Origin of the sequence: Octadecabacter arcticus 238 (assembly GCF_000155735.2) — a bacterium.
In the GTDB taxonomy this organism is placed as follows: Bacteria; Pseudomonadota; Alphaproteobacteria; order Rhodobacterales; family Rhodobacteraceae; genus Octadecabacter; species Octadecabacter arcticus.
The window spans coordinates 5,023,635-5,043,862 of record NC_020908.1; the positions used below are offsets into that span (position 1 = coordinate 5,023,635).

20 protein-coding genes, 1 tRNA gene and 1 riboswitch are annotated in these 20,228 nt (G+C 56.2%); of the genes, 8 read left to right on the plus strand and 13 right to left on the minus strand.

Features of this window, described 5'->3' with window-relative positions:
* Window positions 1–12: 12 nt before the first annotated feature.
* Window positions 13–447 (plus strand): type II 3-dehydroquinate dehydratase, encoded by a 435-nt coding sequence (gene aroQ / locus OA238_RS26030; protein ID WP_015497470.1) that lies wholly within the window; start codon window positions 13–15, stop codon window positions 445–447.
* Here the strand turns inward: aroQ and OA238_RS26035 are convergent.
* The 4 genes from OA238_RS26035 to OA238_RS26050 all read right to left on the minus strand — a co-directional run bounded on the left by OA238_RS26035 (window position 444) and on the right by OA238_RS26050 (window position 5,253).
* Window positions 444–1,226, minus strand: coding sequence for a carnitinyl-CoA dehydratase (locus OA238_RS26035; protein ID WP_015497471.1), 783 nt, complete (start codon window positions 1,224–1,226; stop codon window positions 444–446). The genes aroQ and OA238_RS26035 overlap by 4 nt on opposite strands.
* Window positions 1,219–3,234, minus strand: coding sequence for an acetate--CoA ligase family protein (locus OA238_RS26040; RefSeq protein ID WP_015497472.1), 2,016 nt, complete (start codon window positions 3,232–3,234; stop codon window positions 1,219–1,221). The genes OA238_RS26035 and OA238_RS26040 overlap by 8 nt, the downstream gene beginning before the upstream one ends.
* Complete coding sequence (locus OA238_RS26045; RefSeq protein WP_015497473.1) at window positions 3,231–4,394, minus strand: acyl-CoA dehydrogenase family protein; 1,164 nt, start codon at window positions 4,392–4,394, stop codon at window positions 3,231–3,233. Before OA238_RS26045 ends, OA238_RS26040 begins: the two co-directional genes overlap by 4 nt.
* A 103-nt stretch (window positions 4,395–4,497) precedes the next feature.
* Entirely contained in the window at window positions 4,498–5,253 is a 756-nt protein-coding gene (locus OA238_RS26050) for a class II aldolase and adducin N-terminal domain-containing protein (RefSeq protein WP_015497474.1), read from the minus strand.
* A gap of 219 nt (window positions 5,254–5,472) precedes the next feature.
* On the opposite strand from OA238_RS26050, the gene OA238_RS26055 reads away from it, so the two are divergent.
* The 3 genes from OA238_RS26055 (at window position 5,473) to OA238_RS26065 (ending at window position 8,324) form a co-directional block, all read left to right on the plus strand.
* A complete protein-coding gene (locus tag OA238_RS26055) occupies window positions 5,473–6,951 on the plus strand; it encodes an AMP nucleosidase (RefSeq protein ID WP_015497475.1) in 1,479 nt (492 codons plus the stop codon).
* 139 nt (window positions 6,952–7,090) lie between these two features.
* Window positions 7,091–7,381, plus strand: a complete 291-nt coding sequence (locus OA238_RS26060) for an HU family DNA-binding protein (RefSeq protein WP_015497476.1) — start codon at window positions 7,091–7,093, stop codon at window positions 7,379–7,381.
* Between the two features lie 73 nt (window positions 7,382–7,454).
* Window positions 7,455–8,324 (plus strand): DMT family transporter, encoded by an 870-nt coding sequence (locus tag OA238_RS26065; protein WP_044038835.1) that lies wholly within the window; start codon window positions 7,455–7,457, stop codon window positions 8,322–8,324.
* Here OA238_RS26065 and aroC read toward each other — a convergent pair.
* On the minus strand, window positions 8,321–9,433 hold the full coding sequence (gene aroC / locus OA238_RS26070) for a chorismate synthase (protein ID WP_015497478.1): 1,113 nt from the start codon (window positions 9,431–9,433) through the stop codon (window positions 8,321–8,323). The two genes, OA238_RS26065 and aroC, sit on opposite strands and share 4 nt — an antisense overlap.
* 70 nt (window positions 9,434–9,503) lie before the next feature.
* A riboswitch (TPP riboswitch) is annotated at window positions 9,504–9,603 on the plus strand.
* A 52-nt stretch (window positions 9,604–9,655) separates the two neighbouring features.
* Here aroC and OA238_RS26075 point away from each other — a divergent pair.
* From OA238_RS26075 to OA238_RS26085, 3 genes are read left to right on the plus strand one after another with little or no spacing between them, the layout of a single operon-like run.
* Window positions 9,656–10,642, plus strand: a complete 987-nt coding sequence (locus OA238_RS26075; RefSeq protein ID WP_015497479.1) for a thiamine ABC transporter substrate-binding protein — start codon at window positions 9,656–9,658, stop codon at window positions 10,640–10,642.
* Window positions 10,618–12,114, plus strand: a complete 1,497-nt coding sequence (locus tag OA238_RS26080) for a thiamine/thiamine pyrophosphate ABC transporter permease ThiP (protein WP_015497480.1) — start codon at window positions 10,618–10,620, stop codon at window positions 12,112–12,114. The genes OA238_RS26075 and OA238_RS26080 overlap by 25 nt, the downstream gene beginning before the upstream one ends.
* A complete protein-coding gene (locus OA238_RS26085) occupies window positions 12,101–12,793 on the plus strand; it encodes a thiamine ABC transporter ATP-binding protein (protein ID WP_015497481.1) in 693 nt (230 codons plus the stop codon). Before OA238_RS26080 ends, OA238_RS26085 begins: the two co-directional genes overlap by 14 nt.
* A gap of 54 nt (window positions 12,794–12,847) precedes the next feature.
* Here OA238_RS26085 and OA238_RS26090 read toward each other — a convergent pair whose 3' ends face one another.
* The 8 genes from OA238_RS26090 to dapF all read right to left on the minus strand — a co-directional run bounded on the left by OA238_RS26090 (window position 12,848) and on the right by dapF (window position 19,886).
* Entirely contained in the window at window positions 12,848–13,726 is an 879-nt protein-coding gene (locus tag OA238_RS26090; RefSeq protein ID WP_044037699.1) for a cytochrome c1, read from the minus strand.
* A 10-nt stretch (window positions 13,727–13,736) separates the two neighbouring features.
* On the minus strand, window positions 13,737–15,080 hold the full coding sequence (locus OA238_RS26095) for a cytochrome b (RefSeq protein WP_015497483.1): 1,344 nt from the start codon (window positions 15,078–15,080) through the stop codon (window positions 13,737–13,739).
* A 12-nt stretch (window positions 15,081–15,092) separates the two neighbouring features.
* Window positions 15,093–15,704, minus strand: coding sequence for a ubiquinol-cytochrome c reductase iron-sulfur subunit (gene petA, locus OA238_RS26100; protein ID WP_015497484.1), 612 nt, complete (start codon window positions 15,702–15,704; stop codon window positions 15,093–15,095).
* A 190-nt stretch (window positions 15,705–15,894) separates the two neighbouring features.
* Window positions 15,895–16,491: a glutathione S-transferase gene (locus OA238_RS26105; protein ID WP_015497485.1), complete on the minus strand. Its 597-nt coding sequence runs from the start codon at window positions 16,489–16,491 to the stop codon at window positions 15,895–15,897.
* Entirely contained in the window at window positions 16,488–17,126 is a 639-nt protein-coding gene (locus OA238_RS26110; protein ID WP_015497486.1) for an FMN-binding negative transcriptional regulator, read from the minus strand. Before OA238_RS26110 ends, OA238_RS26105 begins: the two co-directional genes overlap by 4 nt.
* The gene (locus OA238_RS26115) at window positions 17,092–17,778 is read right to left on the minus strand and encodes a glutathione S-transferase (RefSeq protein WP_083906838.1); all 687 of its coding nucleotides are present in this window, start codon (window positions 17,776–17,778) and stop codon (window positions 17,092–17,094) included. The genes OA238_RS26110 and OA238_RS26115 overlap by 35 nt, the downstream gene beginning before the upstream one ends.
* Window positions 17,779–17,820: 42 nt before the next feature.
* A complete protein-coding gene (mtaB, locus tag OA238_RS26120; RefSeq protein ID WP_015497488.1) occupies window positions 17,821–19,074 on the minus strand; it encodes a tRNA (N(6)-L-threonylcarbamoyladenosine(37)-C(2))-methylthiotransferase MtaB in 1,254 nt (417 codons plus the stop codon).
* On the minus strand, window positions 19,071–19,886 hold the full coding sequence (dapF, locus tag OA238_RS26125) for a diaminopimelate epimerase (RefSeq protein ID WP_015497489.1): 816 nt from the start codon (window positions 19,884–19,886) through the stop codon (window positions 19,071–19,073). The genes mtaB and dapF overlap by 4 nt, the downstream gene beginning before the upstream one ends.
* A 95-nt stretch (window positions 19,887–19,981) precedes the next feature.
* Between dapF and OA238_RS26130 the strand changes: the two genes are divergently transcribed.
* Window positions 19,982–20,057, plus strand: a tRNA-Lys gene (locus tag OA238_RS26130).
* The last annotated feature ends 171 nt before the right edge of the window (window positions 20,058–20,228 follow it).

The window sequence follows — 20,228 nt, forward strand, 5'->3', positions numbered from 1 at the left end:
GGATGGTTGCTCATGGATAAAATACTGCTTCTCAACGGCCCGAATCTGAACCTTTTGGGGCAACGCCAGCCAGAGATTTATGGCTCTGAAACGCTCGACGATGTTGTGGCGTCTTGCACCGCATTGGGCGTTGAACTGGGGCTGGACGTTCATGCGCGCCAATCCAACCACGAAGGCGTGCTGGTGGACTGGATCCAAGAAGCGCGCGGAGTCGCGGTAGGCATTATCATTAATCCCGCCGCGTTAAGCCATACGTCCGTGTCGATTCTGGATGCGCTGAATGTCTTCGAGGGTCCGGTGATGGAAGTGCATATTTCCAATATCCACAAACGCGAACGATTCAGGCACCATTCCTACGTATCGGGCCGCGCAGACGGTGTGATTGCGGGCTTCGGGACAGATGGTTACGGATTTGCCCTTCGGCGGATAAAGACGCTTTTGGCCTAGCGGCCCTTCCAGACGGGATCCCGTTTTTCCGTAAACGCACGTGCGCCTTCAAGCTGATCATCGCTGGAATAGAGCCGATCTATCGACGCCAGTTGGCGTTTGGTGATGCGGTTCATCGTGTCTTGGAATTTCGAATCCTCAGCGTCGCGCACGACGTCTTTTATCGCGGCATAGACCAGCGGTGGGCCTGACGCCAACACCCGCGCCATATCCCAAGCTTGCGCCATCAGATCGGCGGCTGGGTAGGTGTGATTGATCAATCCCCAATTGAGCGCCTCGGTCGTGTCGAACCACCGACCTGTCAACAACAGCTCCATCGCGATGTGGTAGGGGATGCGTTTGGGCAGTTTTATGGACGCCGCGTCTGCGATAGTGCCGGACCGGATTTCAGGCAACGCGAATGTCGCGTGGTCGGCCGCGAGGATGATGTCGGCTGACAGCGCCAATTCCAATCCGCCGCCACAGCAAATGCCGTTCACTGCGGCGATGACGGGCTTGTTCATGTCGCGCAATTCTTGCAATCCCCCAAATCCACCGACGCCATAGTCCCCGTCAACCGCGTCACCGTCCGCTGCCGCCTTGAGGTCCCATCCGGGGCAAAAGAATTTCTCCCCCGCCCCCGTGAGGATTGCGACCCGTAGATCGGGGTCATCGCGAAAGTCGGCGAAAACCTCGCCCATAATTCTGCTTGTTGTCAGGTCGATTGCATTTGCCTTGGGGCGGTCCAGCGTAACTTCGAGGATCGCGCCCTCACGTCGTGTTCTGATCGGGTCAGTCATTGCATTTCCTTATCAAGGCGTCAGCGGCGACCGCACGGGTCTGGGTGAGGATGAACGGGTTCACTTCAACCTCTTCAATGGTGTCGAGGTTGGCAAGAACGTAGGATTGGATCGCCTCAACGGCATCAAGCAGCGCGTCGATGTTTCCAGCGGGCTGGTTGCGATATCCGTTGAGAATTTTCGCCAATTTCAGCCGGTTTAGTGTCTGTTTAAGGTGATCGCGGGACGCAGGTATTAGAATGGATGCGGTATCTTTCAGCAGTTCAGCAAAAAGTCCCCCAGCACCAATTGTGATGACAAACCCATGGGCTGGGTCCTTTACAACTCCGATGAGAATTTCTGCAACAGGGTCCGCAATCATCTCTTCAAGGATGAACGTGGTGGACGACATCTTTGCGCCAGCTTGGCGCACCGCGTCACCATTGGTCAGGGACAGCGCAACGCCACCCACCTCGCTTTTGTGGGCGACTCCGGTGGATTTAAGCACGAACGGGCCGTGTTGGATGTCGGCGTATTTGGCGAGCGTTTCGAGGTCGCCGGTCAAGAGCTTGGGGACTGTGACGCCTGCCATTTGCAAAGCGCGCTTTGCGTCTGCCTCAGATATCGTTTCGGCTGGCATTGATTTGCTCGGAACGATCAGGTCTGCTGGACTTGGTGCGCGCAGGTGAGCGGCTTCTGTCGCGGCCAAAGCCGCACGAATACCGCCCATCGGGATGATACCGCCTGCCATAAGGCGGCGTGCCACATGTTCGGGCATGAGTTCGGGCAGGGTCGAGACCATGGCAATTGTCCCACCTGTTGCGGCGCGGGTATCTAACGCTGATTGTATCACGCACTCCCAATCTGACGGGTCACATATGTCGCCACGTGGGAAGTCCACGATCAGGAATGTGATTGCGATTTCAGGTACTATCATGCCGGAAAAGGCACGCGTCATCGCCGCAACGTCACGCCAAATGTAGGTGTGATAATCTAACGGGTTTGCCAATGCGACCTTGGGGCCGAGCGCTGCCAGGAGGCGTGTTTCTTGCAGCTTTGTCAGAGGGGGGAAGGTCAGGGCCGTGTCGTATGCCATATCGGCGATCAGACTCGCCTCTCCTCCCGAACAACTGATCGATGCGATCTGTCCAGACGGGAGGGGGCCGGCAACGTGAAGGATCTTCAACGTCTCTAACAAAGTTGGCAGGTCATCCACCCGTGCGATACCGAGGTGTTCCAAGAGTGCATTGGCGCCTGCGTCGCTGCCAGCCAATGATGCGGTATGCGAGATTGTCGCGTTCCTCGCCTCGATGGACTTCCCGACTTTCAATGCGACCAGCGGTATGCCTTTTGTGTGCGCTTTGCGGGAAAGGGCCTGCCATGCTGGAAGATCACCGAACCCTTCGATGTGAAGGCCAATCGCTGTGACACGAGGATCATCGAGCAAGGCATCGGCGATCTGGGCCTCTGACAACTGCGCCTGATTTCCGCACGTCACGACAAAGGCGATCGGTAAGCCGCGCTGTTGCATCGTGAGGTTGATGGCGATGTTTGAGCTTTGCGTCAGGATCGCTACGCCGCGATCAACGGGAACGCACCCATGCTGATCCGGCCAAAGCGAAACGCCATCCAGAGCGTTGATCATCCCGTAACAGTTGGGACCAAGAAATGGCATATCGCCAGCGGCTTGAAGCAGACTGCGGTTTGCGTCTTGGCCGTCGTCGGTCTCGCCAAAGCCGCTGGCAAAACAGACGGCGCCTCCAACGCCGAGAAGTGACAGCTGAGCTACGGTATCTATCGTCGCATCGCGGTTGATCCCGATGAATGCGGCGTCCGGTATGTTCGGCAGATCGTGCAACGATGGGTGGGCGGGCAACCCGCAAATCTCATCAACGGTGGGGTGAATTAGCCAGATATCGCCGCTGAAGTTCGCCTTGAGAAGTTGTTGGATCACTGCGCGACACCATGCGCCGCCACCGATCACGGCGACGCTTTTGGGGCGAAGTAGTCTCGATAAGGTGCGCGTCATGCACCAAGTGCCCGCAGCATTTCGCGGCTGATAATGTGGCGTTGGATTTCGGATGTGCCGTCCCAGATGCGTTCGACGCGGGCGTCGCGCCAAAAGCGTTCAAGCGGGAAGTCGTCCATGAGACCCATGCCGCCATGAACCTGAATCGCCGCATCGGTCACACGGCCAAGCATTTCTGACGCATAGAGTTTTGCAGATGCGATTTCACGGTTGGCGGGCAGTCCTTTATCGAGTCGATCAGCGGCGGCAAGTGTCAGCAAATCTGCCGCGTCGATTTCTGTGATCATATCGGCGAGTTGAAAACTGATGCCTTGGAACTTACCAATCTTCTGGCCGAATTGTTCACGCTCTGCGGCGTAGTTGAGCGCATAATCAAAGACGCGGCGTGCGCGGCCCACAGACATTGTCGCGACAGTGATCCGGGTCGCATAAAGCCATTCATTCATCACAGCAAAGCCGCCGTCGACCTCGCCCAAAACCTGTGCATCGGGCAAACGGCAATCGTCGAAATCGAGGATCATATTTTTGTAGCCGCGGTGGGACACGGATTTGTACCCGTCGCGAATTGTGAAGCCGGGCGTGCCGCGATCTACAAGGAATGTGGTGATACGCTTCTTGGGGCCGCGCGGGGTTTGATCCTCCCCCGTGGCGACGAAGACGATCAAGAAATCAGCGTGATCTGCGCCGGAGATGAAATGTTTGGTGCCGTTAAGGACCCAATCGCCACCATCGCGCACGGCCGAACATTTCATGCCGCGGACGTCTGATCCCGCGCCTGGTTCTGTCATCGCGAGGGCGTCCATCCGTTCACCTCGCACGGCAGGATCGCGGTAGCGTTCGATCTGTTCGCCCTCGCAGGCCATCAGAATGTTCTGGGGTCGCCCGAAAAAGTGGTTCAGCGCCATCGACCCGCGACCCAGTTCGCGTTCGACAAGTGCGAATTCAACGTGGTTTAGACCCGCACCACCGGCAGATTCTGGGAAATTGCAGGCGTAAAATCCAAGCTCGATCGTCTTGCGCTTAATCTCATCCGCAATCTCCCGCGGGACTTCGCCTGTGCGTTCGACGAGGTCTTCATGCGGGTAGATTTCCTTTTCCACGAAGCTGCGGACAGTGTCCGCAATCATTGTGTGTTCTTCAGTCAAGCCATAGACGGTCATATCAGACACCTTTTGGAATTGGAAAATTGGGCAGTGTTAGAGCCTGTTTCCTCGTCCAAGGCGGCGCGTGCTGGTCCATGCGCGCAGATTCTCAAAGAACAGCCTAGGCGGCATAGTTAGATCCTTCGTCGTCGAGGATCGCCTTGAGTTCGGAGAGGTGGCGTTCGTCCTGTTCTGGGTGATCTTCAAGTTCTTGTGCCGTCTTCTCGGCAATTTCATCCGACAGCACGCGCAGGGGCTGGCCGGTCTGCAAAGCGCGGATGTAGGTTTCGGCGGCGCGTTCAAAATAATACAAACGGTTGAAGGTTTCAGCGACGGTTGCGCCGATGATCATGATGCCGTGGTTGCCCATGATCATGACTTTCTGTTTTGGATCGCTCAGCAAACCTGCACACCGCTCGCCTTCTTCTTCAAAAGCCAGACCACCGTAATGATCATCAATCACGTAGCGGTTGAAGAATGTCGCGCAGTTTTGGTCTATGGGCAGTAGGCGGCTGTCCTTGAGCGTCGCCAGAACAGTCGCATGGATCGAATGGACGTGCATGGCGCAACGCGCATGCGGACAATGGCGGTGGATGCCGCCATGCAGGCCCCATGCGGTCGGATCGGGGGCATTGGGGCCGGACAGTGTTTCGGGATCGTTGGCATCCACCATAATCATATCGCTGGCCTTAACGCGGCTGAAATGCATTTGATTGGGGTTCATCAGAAACTGTGTTCCGTCGTCGTTGACGGCAAAGCTGAAGTGGTTTGCGACCCCTTCGTGCATGTTCAACCGCGCCGTCCAACGAAAGGCCGCAGCGAGGTCGACGCGTTCCTGCCAGTTCGACAAGTTCGGTTTCAGGTTGGTGTCGGTCATGGCGGTTCCCCTTTTTGCCACCCAACACGAGAGGTACGGCTCTTACTAGTGGAAAAGCGACATTGTCATGACGTTTGGGCGAGGTCTTGCAGAGTGTCATATTCTGGTGGCATTATGGTGCATGAATACACACGCACACATGACAATGCTTGCCGCAGTTCATTCTGCGGCTTTTTGCGTACACAGACATAAGAATAAAAATATTTGGAGGCGAACCCTATGATGAGATCAGATTTACATCTGCCTGTTGTCTCCCCCGAAGTTCCAGTCGCACAGGAATTCAGGGATGCACGGGCTGCCGTTGAACGTTTGCGGGAGCTTTACCAGATTGCGGCGGCGTTCCTGACTAAGACATTCGCCGAGAACGTGACGGGCGCGCGACCAGAAACACGTTTTCGCGCCTTCTATCCTGAGATTCGGATCCGCACCTACACTTATGCGCAGACGGATTCGCGTCTGAGTTTTGGCCACGTCGCGGGACCTGGCGATTATTCAACGACCGTAACGCGGCCCGATTTGTTTGAAGGCTACCTTTTGCAACAAATTGGCCTGTTGATCGAAAACCATGACGAACCGGTCGTGATTGGTGTATCCACAACCCCGATGCCGGTGCATTTCGCGGTGTCTGGTGAGGTCGACGTGCCGCAAGAGGGTGCATTGGAATTCAGTCTGCGTGATGTGTTCGATGTACCGGATTTGGCGACAACGAACGACGACATCGTCAATGGCACCAATTTTCACCACCCTGACGGGTCCAGCCCGCTTGCGCCGTTTACCGCCCAAAGGATCGATTATTCGCTCGCGAGGTTGCAGCATTACACCGCGACAAAGGCTGAACATTTTCAGAACCATGTTCTGTTCACAAACTACCAATTTTACATTGACGAGTTCGAAGCCTACGCGCGCAAAATGTTGGCGGATCCTGACAGTGGTTACACGTCGTTTGTGTCGACCGGAAATCAGGTCATCACCGAGTCGGACGCTGCGCTGGAAACGGTCGAAAAGTTGCCGCAAATGCCGACGTATCATCTGTGTCGCGAAGGGCAGGCTGGCATCACATTGGTGAACATCGGTGTTGGGCCATCGAACGCGAAAACGGCGACTGATCACATTGCGGTGCTGCGCCCACATGCGTGGCTGATGGTTGGGCATTGTGCGGGTCTGCGCAATTCGCAACGGCTTGGGGATTTTGTTCTCGCCCACGGGTATCTGCGCGAAGATCACGTGTTGGACGACGATCTGCCGGTCTGGATGCCGATCCCCGCGCTGGCTGAAATCCAGATTGCGCTGGAAGAAGCGGTGGCGTCGGTGACTGAACTTGAAGGATACGAGCTAAAGCGGATTATGCGAACAGGAACGGTCGCGACCATCGACAACCGCAACTGGGAGTTACGCGATCAATCCGGTCCCGTACAGCGTCTGTCCCAGTCGCGTGCTATCGGATTGGATATGGAAAGCGCGACAATCGCCGCCAACGGGTTCCGGTTTCGGGTGCCCTACGGCACGCTTTTGTGCGTCTCTGACAAGCCGCTGCACGGAGAGTTGAAGCTGCCTGGCATGGCGTCAGATTTCTATAAAACGCAGGTTTCACGGCATTTGATGATCGGAATTCGCGCGATGGAGAAGTTGCGCAAAATGCCACTTGAACGGATTCACAGCCGAAAATTACGCTCATTTGAGGAAACTGCCTTCCTGTAATGGGCGAATATTGTGGTATTTCACTACAATATGCGGTTTTTCACTTGTAATGTGGCACTAATCGTTGTGGAACGTAGCGACATGCAGTTTACTGACTAAGCAAGAAGCCCAGAAAACGGGCAGAACGAGGAGAGATAAAATGGCGACGAAACCAATGACCAAAACGCAACTTGTTGCAGCGCTGGCAGAAGACATGGGTACGGATAAGAAATCCGCATCCGCAGCGCTCGACGCAATGGTCGGTCTGATCACACGCGAAGTGTCCGGCGGCGGCGCCGTTACACTGCCAGGCGTTGGCAAAATCTATTGCCGTGAGCGTCCAGAACGTATGGTCCGCAACCCAGCAACGGGTGAGCAGATCAAGAAAGACGCCGACAAAGTGGTCAAGATGACCATCGCGAAGGCACTGAAAGACAGTGTGAACGGCTAAGGCTGATCCGCTAATTTGGTGAAAGGGTCGCCCTACAGGGCGGCCCTTTTTCGTTGGAGACGTTATGAAGCCGATTGATACCAAAGCGATTGTTATGGGCGTGATGTTTGGCATCATGTGGGCCTCGGCGTTCACGTCGGCCCGCGTGATCGTGCAATATGCGCCACCGCTTTACGCGCTTGCGATCCGGTTTTTGTTGTCAGGGATTTTTGCCGTTTTGTTGGCGCGTGTCATGGGCCAAAGCTGGCATTTGACGCGGCGCCAATGGATTGCGACGTTGATTTTTGGCGTGACGCAAAATGCGCTCTATCTGGGGCTGAATTTTGTGGCAATGCAGACCATCGAAGCGTCGCTTGCCGCGATCGTCGCGTCCACGATGCCGCTGTTGGTCGCCTTCGCGAGCTGGACGGTATTTGGCGAACGGATCAGGCCCCTTGGCGTCTCAGGTTTGGTCGCGGGAGTGGTTGGAGTGGCGCTGATCATGGGGGCACGTTTGCAAGGGCAGGTCGATATGTTCGGTCTGGGCCTTTGTGTTATCGGTGTCGTGTCTTTGACAGTGGCGACGCTGTCAGTACGCGGTGCATCGTCGGGCGGTAATTTTTTGATGATCGTCGGTCTGCAAATGTTGGTCGGCAGCGCGGTGCTTTGGGTGCCAGCGCTTGCGTTTGAAACGTTCGATGTCACCTGGACGTGGCAATTGGGTGTGGCGTTTGCCTACACGGTGATCGTTCCAGGCATTGGGGCGACGTTGATCTGGTTCATGCTGGTGGACCGGATCGGTGCGACGCCTGCGTCCGTGTTTCATTTTCTAACGCCGTTCTTTGGCGTGTTGACGGCTGCACTGTTGCTCGGTGAAAAGCTGGGGTCGATGGACATTATTGGCGTTGTGATCATCACAGCGGGTATTTTGGCAGTGCAGATGGCCAAGCAGAAACGCGACTAGGTCTGCGGGCCGATCTGCCCACGCACGCCGCCCGTTTGACCACGGTCCAGCAGGATATGATCGAGGATCACAGCCGCCATCATTGCTTCGCCAACGGGGACAGCACGAATACCAACGCAAGGGTCGTGACGGCCTTTGGTTATGACCTTGGTGGGTGTTCCATCCATGCGGATGGATGCGCGCGGGCTAAGGATGCTGGACGTCGGTTTGACCGCAAAACGCACAACAATGTCTTGCCCAGTGCTGATACCCCCAAGGATGCCACCCGCATGGTTGCTTGAATATTCCGGCCCGTCCTTACCCATAAAAATCTCATCCGCGTTGGCACGACCGGTGAGGGACGCGGCAGCCATGCCTTCGCCAATTTCCACGCCTTTGACTGCGTTGATGGACATCATGGCGGCGGACAGATCAGTGTCTAACTTGCCATAAACAGGTGCGCCGATGCCTGCAGGCACGTTGCGCGCCACGACTTCGATCATCGCGCCGACCGAGTTGTGATCGTCCTTGCGCAGCCAGTTGATATAGTCTGTCCATTCAGTAACAACGCCTGCATCGGGGCACCAAAAGTCGTTGCCATCAATCGCGTCCCAATCAAAGCGGGCGCGGTCGATGTGCTTTTCGCCCATCTGCACCATGTAGCCTTTGATCTCGACGTTCGGCGCTAGCGATTTGATCGCAGCGCGGGCCACACCACCCGCCGCCACCCGCGATGCAGTTTCACGCGCAGAAGATCGACCACCGCCGCGATAATCGCGCAGCCCGTATTTCTGGTGATACGTGATGTCGGCATGTCCGGGGCGGAAGGTGTTGGCGATGTCACCGTAGTCTTTTGAGCGCTGATCGGTGTTCTTGATCATCAACTGAATTGGCGTGCCTGTTGTCGTGTCTTCAAACACGCCAGACAGGATTTCGACCGCATCGGGTTCTTGGCGCTGTGTCGTCATTTTGTTCTGACCGGGGCGGCGTTTGTCGAGCCATTCTTGGATCATCGGTGCCGTTAGCGCGACACCGGGGGGGCAACCATCGACGGTCGCGCCCAATGCAGGACCGTGGCTTTCGCCCCAGGTGGTGACGCGGAAAAGATGGCCGTAGGAATTGATCGACATTGGTGCGCTCCTTTATCCCCGTCTAGCGTTGCGACAGGCCCTTGCCAAGTCCGCCGGACCATCCTAACTAAGACGAACCTCGGGGGGCCATTGTGGCTGAGATGTCGAAAGACGGACCCGTAGAACCTGACCCGGTTAAGACCGGCGGAGGGAAGGTAACGGGCCGGATCAATTTGGGCCCATTCTCCTTTCTCCGTTTTGTAACACTGAGAGGATGAAAACATGAAAACCACCCTGATCACTGTCACAGGACTATTGTTTGGCACAGCAGCGCTTGCGGATGGCCACACACCTGTATTGACAGTTTACGCCCCCGACTATTTCGGATCTGAATGGGGCCCAGGCCCGAGCATCGAAGCCGCGTTCGAGGAACGTTGCGAATGTGATTTGCAGTATCAGACCGGTGACTTGTTGCCGCGCCTGTTGCTGGAAGGTGCCAGAACCGAGGCTGATGTCGCCATTGGATTTAATTCCGACATCACCAAACAGGCCCGCGACAGTGGGATGTTCGCACCGCACGGGCTGGATTTGTCGCCTCTGACGTTGCCGATTGACTGGAACGACGACACCTTCCTGCCGTTCAACTATGGCCACACGGCGTTCATCTACGACAACACAAAATTGGACGGGTTTGACAGCTTTGAGGCCTTATTGAATGCCCCGGACGATGTGCGGATCGTTATCCAAGACCCGCGTTCGTCAATTTCGGGGCTTGCATTGGTGCTGTGGGTACAGGCGGTCTACGGCGATGAGGCAGAGGCCGCATGGCTGCGGCTTGCCCCCAAGATTGTCACGGTGACGCAGGGCTGGTCCGAAAGCTACGGGCTGTTTACGGACGGCGAAGCGGATGTTGTGTTGTCTTATACGACATCGCCCGCCTACCACATCATCGCCGAAGACGACCTGACCAAGTCCGCAGCAATCTTTGAGGAAGGCCATTACTTTATGGTCGAATTGGCGGCGAAATTGGCAACGACGGATCAGCCTGATTTGGCGGATGAGTTCATGGCGTTCATTTTGACGGAAGAGTTCCAGACGATGATCCCGACAACCAACTGGTCGTTCCCCGCAGCTTTGCCAGTTGAGCAGTGGCCCGAAGGGTTCCAAGATCTTCCGATGCCTGAAACGGTGTTTTTCTACGATGAAAACGAGGCCGCAGCGCTTCGTGATACAGCGATTGAAGCATGGCGCAGCGCGTTGTCGCAATAATCGCGGCACTCGTCGTTGCGGGGCTGGTTATCGGTCCCGTGACGGCAGTGTTGTGGCGTGGCGGTGGGTTCACGACCTTGTCTGCGGCTGACCTATCGGCATTGCAGTTCACGGTTTGGCAGGCGTTCTGGTCTGCCGTGATCAGCGTGGCATTGGCCATTCCGGTCGCGCGCGCGTTGGCGCGACGATCGTTTTGGGGACGGTCGGTGCTGATTTCTATCATGGGAGCGCCGTTCATTTTGCCGGTGATCGTGGCGATTCTGGGCTTGCTTTCTGTTTTTGGCGGCAATGGATTTGTGAATCTGGTTTTGGAACCATTGAGTGTGCCCAAGCTCGATATTTATGGTTCGCACGGCGTCATTCTTGCGCATGTATTTTTTAATCTGCCGCTGGCGGTTCGGCTGATCTTGCAAGGCTGGCTTGCGATTCCGTCCGAACGGTTCCGTGTTGCCGCAAGTCTGGCCGCTCCGGTGTTTTGGTTGCTTGAATGGCCGATGTTGCGGCGTATCGTGCCCGGCGCATTTGCGGTGATTTTTGTGATTTGCATCGGCTCGTTTGCTGTTGCCTTGACGCTTGGCGGCGGGCCAAAAGCAACCACTGTTGAACTGGCGATCTATCAGGCGTTCAAATTTGATTTTGATCTTAGTAAGGCGGCATCTTTGGCGGTTGTTCAGCTGTGCCTTGGGCTTGGGGCCGGACTTATCGCGCTGCTGCTTGCACGCGGCGACATGCTTGGCGCTGGCTTTGATCGGGTTGTGCAGCGCTGGGATGGGTCAAGGCTGCTCGACGCGACTTGGATTGGGCTGGCGACGCTGTTTCTGATGGCGCCACTTTTAGCAATTTTTATTGCTGGACTTGCTGGGTTGTTTGATCTGCCGATTGGTATTTGGGGCGCGGCTTCACGCTCATTTCTCATCTCATTGGGCGCGGTGGCGTTAACGATGGCGTTGGCGTTGCCATTGGCGACTAAGGCCGGCGAAGCCGCGTCGTTGTTGGGACTGTCCGTGTCCGGTTTGGTATTGGGCACGGGGATGTTTCTGATCGTGCAGCCCTACGTGCAACCCAGTTCGGTGGCCTTGCCTGTGACGATGTTGGTGAATGTCCTCATGGCGTTGCCTTTCGTGCTGCGGATATTGCGACCCGGCGTAGACTCGGCACGTGTTGATTTTGGCCGATTGGGGCAATCGCTCGGCCTGCGAGGGTGGGCGTTATGGCGGATCGTGTATTTGCCGCGCCTGCGCCGACCGATGGGGTTTGCTGCGGGTTTGACGGGGGCGCTGGCGATGGGGGATCTTGGTGTCATCACCTTGTTCTCGCGTCCCGGCCAAGGCACCTTGCCGATGGCGATGTATCAGCTGATGGGGGCCTACCAGATGGAGGCCGCGTATGGCGCGGCACTGCTGTTGGTCATGCTATCACTTGGCCTGTTCTGGGTTTTTGACAAAGGAGGCCGGGCGCATGCTGTGGTGTAGGGATTCGGTTTTTGTGCAGGGCGGCTATACCTTGTCGGCAGATTTGTGCATTGAGGCTGGCAAAGTGACAGCCGTGATCGGACCATCCGGCGCTGGCAAGTCGACGCTGCTTGGCGGGATTGCGGGATTTGTGGCACAGCGATCGGGCATAGTGTCTTGGAACAGTGCGGATATCACCGCTTTGCCACCCCACAAACGGCCGGTGTCGATGCTATTTCAGGATAACAATCTTTTTCCGCACCTGACAGTTTTGCAGAATGTAGCGCTTGCGCTTGGGTCTCGATTGAACCCGACGCGCGACGTACAAAATCAAGTTGAAGATATGCTGGCCCGTGTGGGGCTGGAAGACTTGGCGACACGCAAACCTGCGGCGTTGTCTGGTGGTCAACAAAGCCGCGCTGCCTTGGCACGTGCGCTGCTGCAGGACCGCGCGATTATGCTGATGGATGAACCGTTCAGCGCCTTGGGGCCGGGAATGAAGGCCGAAATGCTGGACCTGTCGGTTGAATTGGCACAGGCGGTGGGGCGCACGGTTGTGATGGTCACACATGATCCGGCGGATGCCGCGCGGGTGGCTGATGCGGTTATCGGGGTCGTTGCGGGCAAGGCATGGGAACCGATTGAAACGGCACGGTTCCTAAACGATCCGCCTGCAGCGTTCATCGACTATCTTGGGTGAAACGCAAAAGGCCCGCCATATCTGACGGGCCTTTTGTTTGAGTTCGAAAGACGTTTAGTCTTTGCGCTTTGCGCCACCTTTGTGTGGTGCCCACAGACGCTTGTTTGTCAGGTACAACAACACGGATAACACTGTCAGGAAGATCACACCGGTAAGGCCGGCCTGCTTACGCGCCATCATCTTCGGTTCAGCTGTCCACATCAGGAACGCCGCAACGTCCTGAGAGATGTGTTCAAGTTCCGTTGAGTGGCCGTCAGCAAATTCAACATCATCCCCGTACAATGGCGGCGACATGCCAATCCAGGACCCTGGGTACAAGTGTTCGCCGTGGTCACCTTTGCATTCGTCAGGATAACCGCCTGGTGCGAAGGCTGTGTTGTAATAGCCGTCCATGGGCGTTTCCATGTCCTGTGCGCATTGCGGTTCTTCTTCGTAGGCGGACAGGAGGGTCGCGATATATTCGGGACCTCCCATGCCTTTGAAGAACTGGTTGATGCCGGAGCCGTATGGACCGTGGAATCCAGCGCGGGCCTTTGCCATGAGCGACAGGTCCGGTGCGTTGGACAAACCACTTTCAGGGAAATGGTCGGCTGGTGTGGCGGTGCGGAAGTCGCCTTCGCCATCAAACAATGTCTCGTCGAAAACTTGGTAGAGTTCCGCATAAGCACGCATTTGATCTTCCGGCAGCGCAGGGCCACCTTCGTCATGCAAGTTGCGGAACGAGACGAATTTCAGGCCGTGACACGCCGAACAGATTTCAGTGTAGACCTGAAGGCCACGCTGAAGTTGGTTGGTGTCATAGGCGCCGAACGGACCCTCAAACGAGAAGTCGAAATCCTCAATGTGGGTTTCGGAACCGGCCGCATAGGCGGAGCCCGAGGCTAAGCCGAAAGCGACAGCTGCGGTCAGGGTGAGTTTGCGGAACATTTTCATTGGTCCTTTCTCACTCGGCCGGAGAGACGATGGGTTGTGTGTCATCGTCCTTCGGCGCGTAGTGCGCGTTGAAGTCATCCTCGATTGTCGCGGGCGGTGTCATCGGCTTTTCGATAACGCCCAGAAGCGGCAGAATAACGAGAAAATAGGCGAACCAGTACGTCGCACCGATCAGCGCGATGATTGGGTAGATGCCTTCGGCAGGCATAGCGCCGGCCCACATCAGAACGACGAAGTCCACGACGAGGACACCGAACCACCATTTGAACATCGGACGATAACGACCGGACCGAACAGACGATGTGTCGAGCCAAGGAACAAGCGCCATCACGACAATCGCGCCAAACATCGCCAGAACACCAAAGAACTTCGCGTCGATGATACCAAAGCTGATCCATTCCGCAAAGATCACAACCCAGACCGTGTTATCGAACGCCCGCAAGATCGCGTAAAATGGCAAGAAGTACCATTCTGGAACGATGTGTGCGGGTGTCGCCAGCGCATTGGCTTCGATGTAGTTATCAGGGTGGCCGAGGAAGTTTGGCATAAAGCCAACGATCGCCACGAAGATCGCCAGAATGACGGCCAACGCAAACAAATCCTTGATGACGAAGTATGGCCAGAACGGAAGCGTGTCTTTATCGGCTTCATCTTTTGATCCGCGACGTACTTCAACACCCGTTGGGTTGTTGTTGCCTGTCGTGTGGAACGCCCAAATGTGAACGATCACTAGACCAGCAATCAAGAATGGCAGAAGGTAGTGCAACGAGAAGAACCGGTTCAGAGCAGGTTGACCAACAGCGCCAGCGCCCAGAAGCCATGTTTGCAAGGTTTCACCAACCAAGGGAATTGCACCAAACAGGCCAGTGATAACAGCTGTGCCGTGGAACGACATTTGGCCCCAAGGCAGAACGTAGCCCAAAAAGCCTGTCGCCATCATCAGGATAAAAATCAACATGCCGATGATCCACGTGACTTCGCGTGGCGCTTTGTAGGATCCATAATACAAGCCGCGGAACATATGCGCGTAAACAGCCACGAAGAACAACGATGCGCCGTTCATGTGGAAGTAGCGGATCATGTGACCGCCGTTCACGTTGCGCATGATGTGTTCAACCGAACTGAACGCCATGTCGACGTGTGGTGTATAGTGCATCACCAACACGACGCCTGTGGCGATCTGCATCGCCAGTGTAAATGTCAGGACAATGCCCCAGATCCACATCCAGTTCAGGTTCTTCGGCGTTGGCGCCATCACTGTGGTGTAAAGTAGTCCAACGATAGGCAAGCGACCGTCAAGCCACTTTTCGCCGCGGGTTTTTGGTTCGTAATGGTCGTGGGGAATGCCGCCCATGGGTTTCTCTCCTTAACCGAGTTGAATAGTTGTTTCGTCCACGAAGGACGCAACAGGAACGGGAAGGTTGCGCGGGGCAGGTCCTTTGCGAATACGGCCCGCGGTGTCGTAGTGCGATCCGTGACACGGGCAGAACCAACCGCCAAAGTCACCAGCACCATCGCCCAACGGCACACAGCCAAGGTGGGTACAAACGCCCATCTGAACCAGCCACTCACCGGTGGTTCCGATAGGGGCACCCATGGTGCCATCGGGGTTCGGAGGGCTGAAATTCACCAATGAGCGGTTCTCGTCGGTGGCTTCGGCTTCGCCCGCGATATTTGCGTTCTCGGCATTCGTGTCTACCAGATCTTCAATTGCGACAGCACGGGCTGCCTCAATTTCTGTTTCAGTGCGGCGGCGAATAAACACCGGCTTGCCCTGCCACAGCACCGTCAGCTGTGTGCCAGGTTCAACACTGTCGACAGGAACACGAATCGATGCGAGCGCAAGAACATCCGCCGAGGGGTTCATTGAATTTACGAGCGGCCAAACAGCGGCACCCGCTATGACTGCACCAGCTCCAGTTGTCGCATAATAGATAAAGTCGCGGCGGGTTGTTTGATGGTCTTCTGCGTTAGCCACTTGATGATCTCCGAATTTTGGGGCTTTTTGCCCGTCAAATACGATGAAAGCCCTCCAAAACGGACTTTCATTCCGTTCGCTTCTTAGCCGCCCGTACCCGCTAGGTCCAGCATCATTCAAGCCCATCTGGTAGCATGCGGCGATTGGCCCCCGTGCAGTGTCTCGTCCTTGGCTTAAGCAATTGGCATCTTCAGGGTTTTGTTGCCTGCATCGCGTCGCGGGCTTCAAATTCGGCCTGCCACTTTGCCAAGGCATCGTTTTCGTGACGCCAGTTGCGCGCGTCATGGCGCAAATCAACATAAGATAATGCGCAGGACACAGCGATTTGGGCCATATTCAGCGGGCCGCTGAGGTGGCTCATCCAGCGGCTGTTGATCGCGGCAATCGCGCGTGCGGCTTTGCCCCATTGCGCTTCTGTCCAGTCGGGTGATTGCTGATCGGGACGAAAGCGCGTGTCGTAGGCCATGCCCACCGCAATTTCCATAATCGCGTCTGCCGTCGCTTCGAGTGTGAGGATTTCGTAAAGGCTGGTCACCGGATAAAGCCCCGCATCTGCCATGTCATCCAGATAGCGGGTGATTACGCGGCTGTCGTAAATCGCCGGTCCGTCTTCGCGGATCAGAGCAGGTATTTTTCCTGTGGGATTCGCGGCAAGAATTTGCGCGTCTGAGGCAAGCGGTGTTGTTGTGATTTCAATTTCTTCAACACGGTCGATTAACCCGGTTTCACGCAATAAAACACGGGCTTTGCGCGCAAAGGGCGAGGGCGGGGACATGATCAGTTTCATGGAGCTTCCTTTGGGTCGTCGTTGGGTGGGTCACGCATGAGTACCGCAAGGGCGGTGGTTTCCATGCCATTCCTGCTTTGTGCCATCGCGTCAGGGGCGCGCTGTCGCACGTCGTCAGGTTTGTTCTGGCTTAGTTTAAAAGTGCTTTGCATGTCAGTGATGGTCAAGCGGCAAGGGACGATTTGGCGCATCATCTTTTCCAAGACAACCGGCGTCATCTTGGCGGCAGTCCACTGGGGTTTGGGAAACTGATCCTCAAAATGCGCTGTCTGGCGATCCAGCACGTCGCGCATGTTGTCTTGGCTGAGCATTTCCAACGTGCCGCGTATTTCCACCGCGACATAATTCCATGTCGGGACCTGATCCTCCACGCCGTACCAATCCGGCGACACATAGCCATCCGGCCCTGTCACTGTCAGCAGGACATCAAGCGGGTCAGCAAGGGCGCGCGCAATCGGGTTTGAGCGGACGAGGTGAAGATCAAGTGTTTGCGCATCCTCGGACAGCAAGGCCGGAACATGCGCTGCGAGCAATCCGTCAGGACCAATCGCGGTGATTTGTCCAAATGCCCGTTCGCGCACGAATGCCAAGGAGCGCGCATCAGTCGTTTTGCGAAAGATCGGATTGGGGTGCATCGGGTCCGGTCCTTTGAGGTTTAGGAAACAGGATCACGTCATCGCCGAATTTCCAAGGGGTGTACTTGGTCATGATGGATTTGAACCTATCTGAGGCGGTGAACGCCTGGAGCCAGTTTTGCGCGTGGCGGAATGATTGTGCGTCCCACCAGTCAAGGTCGGTATGCGCGAACTGGCGCACGAACGGTAGAATCGCGAGGTCGGCCAGCGTTGGGCAATCGCCGTAAAGCCATTGCTGCCCGTCAAGCTGTGCGTCAAGTTTGGTGATGAAGAGGGCGGCGGTTGCACGGCTTTCTGACGCGTCGATGTCGGGATAGCGGACCGCATATTTGGTCCGGTCGAGGGCTGTCTTAAACCGCCCGTCGCATTCAGCGATCAACGCGTTGGCTGCATCACCCATATGATGCATCATGTATTCGGGATCGGATTGGGAGATGGCCCAGTGCATGACGTCTATTGATTCTTCTATGACGGTGTCCGCCAACAGCACAGGCACAGTCCCTTTGGGCGATGCGGCCAGAAACTCGGGTGCTTTGTCGCGCAGCAAGATTTCTCGCAATTCTACAGTGATGCCCGCTGAGGCAATCGCAAGGCGCGCACGTATGGCGTAGGGGCAGCGCCTGAATGAATAGAGTACGGGAGATGTTGATATGACAGGAGCCTCCGGCGGGAGTTTTTTTGGCCAAGATGAAGTCTAAGCAGTGAGTCGGTTTTCACGGATGCCGATGATCTTGGCGGTGATGATTTGGGATTCCGGGTGGTCGGTTTCAAAGGTGACTTCGGTAAATTGTTCTGTGCGGCCCATACGTGGATTTTCCATCAAGACTTGATGGGTTTTGCCCAGTTGTGCGCTAAGGTGCTTGGCAACCGCAACGTCACCTGCGGCGCGAAGACGTGCGGCGCGGACTGTGATGTCTTTGCCGTTGACGGCGGGCATCCGTGTGGCGGGTGTGCCTTGGCGCGGGGAATAGGGAAAGACGTGCAGCCAAGTCAGCGCACAATCATCGATAAGTTTCAGGGAGTTTTCGAAATGCGCCTCTGTCTCTGTCGGGAAACCGGCGATGATATCCGCACCGAACGTCATGTCGGGACGCAGTTTGCGGGCATCTTCGGAAAACTTGATCGCATCGTCGCGCAAATGGCGGCGTTTCATCCGTTTTAGAATGAGGTCGTCGCCATGTTGGAGGCTCAGGTGCAGATGCGGCATGAGGCGCGGTTCTGTGGCGATTGCGCACAGAAGGTTGTCGTCTACCTCAATTGAGTCAATCGAGCTGATCCGCAAGCGCGGCAGGTCCGGCACCAGTTTCAGAATACGCATGACCAGATCGCCGAGTTTCGGCAATGCAGGAAGGTCCGCGCCCCATGATGTTAGGTCCACGCCCGTCAGAACGATCTCGTTGTAGCCCTTGCCAACCAGCCGTTTGATCTGTTCCACCACGACCCCAGCTGGAACGCTGCGCGAATTTCCACGGCCGTAGGGGATGATGCAAAATGTGCAGCGATGGTCGCAGCCGTTTTGCACTTGGACATAGGCGCGGCTGCGTGTGCCAAAGCCGTCGATCAAATGGCCGGCGGTTTCAGTGACTGACATAATATCGTCCACCTGCACGGGTTCGGTCTGCCCGATGAGATCGGGGGCCATGCCAGCCCATGTGGCTGCTTGCATCTTTTCGGTGTTGCCGATGACCTTCGACACCTCCGGCATGGCGATGAACGTTTCAGGTTCGGTCTGTGCGGCGCACCCTGTCACGATCAACGTCGCATCGGGGTTTTCGCGCCGCAGCTTGCGGATTTCTTTCTTGGCTTTGCGCACGGCCTCTGCGGTTACGGCGCATGTGTTGACGATGACGGCATTTTGCACGCCTGCCGCGCCTGCAAGCTCTTTCATCGCCTCGGTTTCGTAGGCGTTCAAGCGGCAGCCAAGAGTTGTAAACTTAGGGGCGTTCATAGGTACCACACGCCGCTAAAGACATGTGCTGTCGGGCCAGTCATCCAGACGCCATCATTGCGCCAATCGATATGGATAGTGCCGCCGTCCAGATCAATACGCACGCGGCGCCCTGTCAGCCCCCTACGGTGGGCGGCAACAGCTGTGGCACACGACGATGAACCTGACGCAAGCGTGACCCCGACACCGCGTTCCCAAACCCGCATACGAAGATGATCAGGGCCAACGAGATGCGCGAACTGTACGTTGGTCCGTGCGGGGTAAAGCGGATGGTGTTCAATCAGCGCACCCATCGCTGCCAGATCAACTTCTTCGGCATCTTCCACAAAGAAAGTGCAATGTGGATTTCCCATGCCCGTCGCCATTGGCGCACCGTCGATCGGTAGCGCATCTAGGTCGACATCACGTGCCAGCGGAATTTCTTGCCATGTCAGTTGCGGCTGGCCCATATTGATTGAGGTCATGCCACCGCCAGCGTCGTGAGCCAGTAAAATTCCGCGAACTGTGGTCAATGTCAGGTCGGTTTTGGTCGTTTCGTCCATAATGTAGCGCGCAATGCAGCGCGTGGCATTGCCGCACGCGCCTGCAATGCTGCCGTCGGAATTGTAAAAAGTCAGGTGCGCGTCGGCATCATCGCGCTTTGTTATCACAGCTAGCTGATCAAATCCGATACCACGATGACGATCCGCCATGGCCATCACAATCGCATCCGTGACCCGCACAACGCCGTCACGCGCGTCGATCACCACGAAATCGTTGCCAAGGCCGTGCATTTTCATGAACGGTAAGCCGGAGGGGATGGTCTGTGTCATGTCGGCGCATATAGTTGAGCATCTGCGACTTATCCAGCCTTGCGACGTGATTAGGGGTTGACCCTTAGGGCGGCTGTTTCTAGATGCCGCTGTGTGGGCCTGTAGCTCAGTTGGTAGAGCAACTGACTTTTAATCAGTAGGTCCCCGGTTCGGATCCGGGCGGGCTCACCACTTAAATCAATTACTTAGCGGGTTTTTGATCGTCTGCGGGGCGCAGTATTGCCTTAAGAGGTTTCACCGTTGCGTTGATGCTATAGCTTTATAGTGATCTAAACTATTTATTCTGATGCCAAAACTCTACAACTGAGGCCTCCGGATCGCGGTTCACGATCTGACAGCTGC

Coding starts and splice junctions, on each gene's coding strand:
- aroQ (WP_015497470.1), top strand. CDS start 13: ATGGATAAAATACTGCTTCTCAACGGCCCGAATCTGAACCTTTTGGGG.
- OA238_RS26035 (WP_015497471.1), bottom strand. CDS start 1,226: ATGACTGACCCGATCAGAACACGACGTGAGGGCGCGATCCTCGAAGTT.
- OA238_RS26040 (WP_015497472.1), bottom strand. CDS start 3,234: ATGACGCGCACCTTATCGAGACTACTTCGCCCCAAAAGCGTCGCCGTG.
- OA238_RS26045 (WP_015497473.1), bottom strand. CDS start 4,394: ATGACCGTCTATGGCTTGACTGAAGAACACACAATGATTGCGGACACT.
- OA238_RS26050 (WP_015497474.1), bottom strand. CDS start 5,253: ATGACCGACACCAACCTGAAACCGAACTTGTCGAACTGGCAGGAACGC.
- OA238_RS26055 (WP_015497475.1), top strand. CDS start 5,473: ATGATGAGATCAGATTTACATCTGCCTGTTGTCTCCCCCGAAGTTCCA.
- OA238_RS26060 (WP_015497476.1), top strand. CDS start 7,091: ATGGCGACGAAACCAATGACCAAAACGCAACTTGTTGCAGCGCTGGCA.
- aroC (WP_015497478.1), bottom strand. CDS start 9,433: ATGTCGATCAATTCCTACGGCCATCTTTTCCGCGTCACCACCTGGGGC.
- OA238_RS26075 (WP_015497479.1), top strand. CDS start 9,656: ATGAAAACCACCCTGATCACTGTCACAGGACTATTGTTTGGCACAGCA.
- OA238_RS26080 (WP_015497480.1), top strand. CDS start 10,618: ATGGCGCAGCGCGTTGTCGCAATAATCGCGGCACTCGTCGTTGCGGGG.
- OA238_RS26085 (WP_015497481.1), top strand. CDS start 12,101: ATGCTGTGGTGTAGGGATTCGGTTTTTGTGCAGGGCGGCTATACCTTG.
- OA238_RS26090 (WP_044037699.1), bottom strand. CDS start 13,726: ATGAAAATGTTCCGCAAACTCACCCTGACCGCAGCTGTCGCTTTCGGC.
- OA238_RS26095 (WP_015497483.1), bottom strand. CDS start 15,080: ATGGGCGGCATTCCCCACGACCATTACGAACCAAAAACCCGCGGCGAA.
- OA238_RS26105 (WP_015497485.1), bottom strand. CDS start 16,491: ATGAAACTGATCATGTCCCCGCCCTCGCCCTTTGCGCGCAAAGCCCGT.
- OA238_RS26110 (WP_015497486.1), bottom strand. CDS start 17,126: ATGCACCCCAATCCGATCTTTCGCAAAACGACTGATGCGCGCTCCTTG.
- mtaB (WP_015497488.1), bottom strand. CDS start 19,074: ATGAACGCCCCTAAGTTTACAACTCTTGGCTGCCGCTTGAACGCCTAC.
- dapF (WP_015497489.1), bottom strand. CDS start 19,886: ATGACACAGACCATCCCCTCCGGCTTACCGTTCATGAAAATGCACGGC.